Source organism: Corynebacterium sp. 20-84 (assembly GCF_053479455.1).
Window position 1 is genome coordinate 1 of sequence record NZ_JBRBCB010000033.1, and the last position, 631, is coordinate 631.

Below are 631 nucleotides of genomic sequence, written 5' to 3' on the forward strand. Positions count from 1 at the left end.
GAGAGTGTCCGATTCTTTGTGTGCGGGGGTTTGGTTTACAAGTAGTCCGCGAATCGGTCGGGGTAAGCCACGGCTAGTTGGTTGATGGCTTGTTTCCACCCGGTGGCTTTCGCTCCTTCAATATAGCCGTTGCATTCAACGTCGCGCTTTGCTTTCTTCGCTCGCTGGGCGGCGCGCTTGTCTTCGATGTTGCAGATCATCAGCCACAGCGTCTTCAGCGCCGCAGTATCGTTCGGGAATTGGCCCCGGTTACGGGTAGCTTTACGCAATTCAGCATTGAGCGATTCGATCGAATTGGTGGTGTAGAGCACCCGGCGTGCCGCCGGCGGGAACTGCAGAAACGGCACGAACCGCTCCCACGCGTCGCGCCAGACTTTGACCGACTGCGGGTATTTCCGGCCCAGTTCACTGGCCTCAAACGCATCCAAGCTGGCACGTGCGGTGTCCTCGTTGGCGGCCGTGTAGACCTCACGCAGCGCCCGGGAAACGGGTTTGCGGTCCTGGTAGGACACCCACCTATTGGCAGCCCGAATCAGATGAACGATGCAGGTCTGCACCATCGAGTTCGGCCAGGTTGCTTCTACTGCTTCAGGAAGGCCCTTGAGCCCGTCACAGCAGACGATGAAGACAT

Annotated in this window: 1 protein-coding gene; it reads right to left on the reverse strand. The window is 58.6% G+C overall.

Annotation, left to right across the window (positions count from 1 at the left end; translation table 11 throughout):
* Nucleotides 1-35 precede the first annotated feature (35 nt).
* The coding region (locus ACUY2Y_RS11705) for an IS256 family transposase (protein WP_448326652.1) at nt 36-631 on the reverse strand (596 nt) is incomplete at its 5' end.